The sequence below is a fragment of the Streptomyces jumonjinensis genome (assembly GCF_009600885.1).
Lineage (GTDB): Bacteria > Actinomycetota > Actinomycetes > Streptomycetales > Streptomycetaceae > Streptomyces > Streptomyces jumonjinensis.
Window position 1 is genome coordinate 9,698 of the sequence record NZ_VCLA01000204.1, and the last position, 2,761, is coordinate 12,458.

Consider the following 2,761-nt stretch of genomic DNA (forward strand, 5'->3'; position numbering starts at 1 on the left):
GGCCGTGCCGCCGACCAGCTGGAGCGCGCGCTCCCGAGCCTCCGCGCCCCGCGGCTCCTCGACGCCCCGGCCGCCGCCGTCCGGCTGGAGCGATGGCCGGGCGAACCGGGTGCCGGCCCGCTCCCGGCGTGCCCGCTCTGCATGGAGGACGGGGCACGGCTGGTCGCGGCCGGGCACCGCTGGCGGCCGTGCCCGTGCGGACGGCGCTGGATGAGCGGCGACGGCGGCGGCGCTCTGCTCGACACCGGCCCCGTCCCGGAGCTGAGCCATGCCCTGCTGCGCCACCGCGCCCTCGCCCATCGACTGGGCCCGGCCGGAGACGCCCTGGTCGCCGACGCGCACCAGATCGCCCTGTGGTGGTGGGTCAACCGCCAGGTCGCCCACGGGAGATGGCGGGAACGCGAGGACGCCGCCGGCTTCGCCCGCCGCCGGCGACGCGCGGCGCCCGCCGTCGTCTACCCCGAGACGATGATGCTCGCCGAGGCGATGGACGCATGGGAACAGCGGCGGCGCGATCCCGCCGCCTCGCCCCGGGAGTGGCTGGCGGACCTCGCCGCCAGGCTCGGGGCGCCCGGCGTCCTCGACGGCCGGGAGAACGAGCCGCTGAGCCGCTGGCTCGCGCTCCATCCCGCCGGCCCCGGCCTGGAGAGGAGCGGACGCACGACGGCCGAACGCCGCTGGGCCCAGCTGCCCGCCCTCCACCACCCGCCCTCCGAGCACGGCCTCTTCCGCGCTCGCTCCTGTCTGCGCTGGACCTTCGGGCAGCCGCTGACCGCCACCCTGGGCATCTGCCCGTACTGCCGGGGCCGCTCCCCCAGCTGCTTCTGGGCCCCCGCCGACGACTGCCCCGAACGCCCCAGGAGCTCCGCCGCCGGGTAGCCGGCAGCGGGGCTCAGGGAGACGGGAGCGGTCGCGCGGACCGGCGCGGCAGCGGGATCCAGGGGCCGACCGCGATGGCGCCGATTTCGAAGAGCAGGGTCATGACACTGGTGGGTCGCACAGCCCGGGAAGGCCCTCAGCCTCCCGGCCGCGTCGCATGACCGGCTCATGGGGCTGTTGAGCGGCCTCCGCTACCGGATGCCGGCGAGAAGCGGCGCGAAGTATCCGCCGTCGCCCTCGGCGAACGCCGCGAGCATCGCGGCGGCCTCGGCGCGGTCGGCTTCGTCGGGCTTCTCATGGGCCAATTCGGTCTGCAGTATCCACATCTCCAGCATGATGGAGTAGCCGACGAGCACCTCGGGGCCGCCCGCGGCGTCCAGGGCGGACTCGGCGATGCGGGCTACCGCGTCCCGCAGCGGTGCGCGTTCCCCGGTGTCGGCGTCCTCCGGGCCGAAGGCCATTTTGACGACCTCGTTGAGGTCGATGGCGACCGGAGCGATGACCGCGAACTCCAGGTCGAGCAGCGCCACGACGTCGCCGTTGTTCCACAGCGCGTTCGGTATGCAGAAGTCACCGTGGTTCAGCGCCCTGGCCGCCCCGGGCAGAGCGGCCCAGAAGCGGTCGAGCGCCCGGCCGAGCCCCCGGGCCTGTTCGGCGGTGAGCGCCCCCGCCGCGACGAGCCGGGCGAGGCGGGCCGCCGCCTCCGCCGCGCTGGTCGGGAAGAACGGCGAGCGGGGGCGGGCATGGGGTGCGGCCGCCGCTCCGTCGACGCGGTGGACATGACCGGCCCGTTCCCACATCTGCTCGATGGCGCGCGCCCGCGCGGTGTGGTCCAGGGACGGCCAGACCTCCTCCAGGTTCTCCCCGGCCACGCGCCGTGTCAGGACCCACTCGCGGCCTCGCAGAGCGCCCGCGTCGATGATCTCGGGGTATCCGACCTCCGCCGGGAGAAGCCCGACCAGCCGCCGCTCACGCAGCAGGTCGGCGGAGCCCGGTTCGCGTGCGACCCGGACGACGAGCTCATCGGTCAGCCAGGTGGCGTTGGTCCAGCCCCGGCCGCGGCGGGCACCGGTGAGAGCTACTCCGTACGTCCGCAGGACCTCTTCGGCCACCTGCTGAGGACCGGGGGCGCTACTGCCGGTGAACGTCATGGCAGGGGACGCTAAAGGATCACGCGAGGGCGGAACAACCGATTTCCGCGCCCGTGCCGCGCGGAACGCCGGTGCCGTCGCCTCCGGGTGAGGCGGGGTCAGCGGCGAGCAGGGGGACGGACCGCCGGGGGACCCGGCCCTCGGCCGTCCGCGGAACCCGCCGGTCCGGCCGACCAGCCGACCTGACCGTGGACGGCAGGACCACCCGGAGCACTTCCAAGCACCACGACTGGCATCCCACGGGCTGCTAGGGAGTGTCTTCCCACCAGCCGCTTCCGCACGGCGACTTCACAGTGAAAGAGAGCACGCTCTCCGAATAGCCGCTCACCCCGGAGCGAACACTGGACCATCGGATACGGTGCGACGATGATACATATACGGGAGATGGATGAATCCCATATCGACGCCGTTTCCGCGCTCCGGGTGAGAAGCTGGCAATCGGCTTACCGGGGCATCATCCCCCAGTCCCATCTGGACGGGATGACGGCCGCCGAGGACGCCCGCCGACGCAGAGCGTGGTTCGCCTCGTCACGGGACCAGGTCGTGGACCTGGTCGCCGTTGACGGACACGGCGACACCGTGAGCGGCTGGATTTGTTTCGGATCCTATCGGGGCGAGACGGACGCCCAGGCTCCCGGTGAGGTGTACGCCCTGTATGTCGACCCCGCGCGGACAGGCCGGGGAATCGGCCGCGACCTGCTCGATTCAGCACATCATCATGCCGCAGCTCA

Annotated in this window: 2 protein-coding genes and 1 pseudogene; 2 read left to right on the forward strand and 1 reads right to left on the reverse strand. The window is 73.4% G+C overall.

What is annotated here, in order from left to right; genetic code table 11:
• Nucleotides 1–879 (forward strand): annotated as a pseudogene (locus FF041_RS36940) (hypothetical protein); the annotation flags it as partial.
• Between the two features lie 191 nt (nt 880–1,070).
• On the opposite strand, the gene FF041_RS36945 reads toward FF041_RS36940, so the two are convergent.
• Nucleotides 1,071–2,030: a phosphotransferase family protein gene (locus FF041_RS36945; RefSeq protein ID WP_153527119.1), complete on the reverse strand. Its 960-nt coding sequence runs from the start codon at nt 2,028–2,030 to the stop codon at nt 1,071–1,073.
• Between the two features lie 366 nt (nt 2,031–2,396).
• Here FF041_RS36945 and FF041_RS36950 point away from each other — a divergent pair.
• Nucleotides 2,397–2,761, forward strand: a 365-nt coding sequence (locus tag FF041_RS36950) for a GNAT family N-acetyltransferase (protein ID WP_153527171.1), incomplete at its 3' end; no start/stop codon positions are given.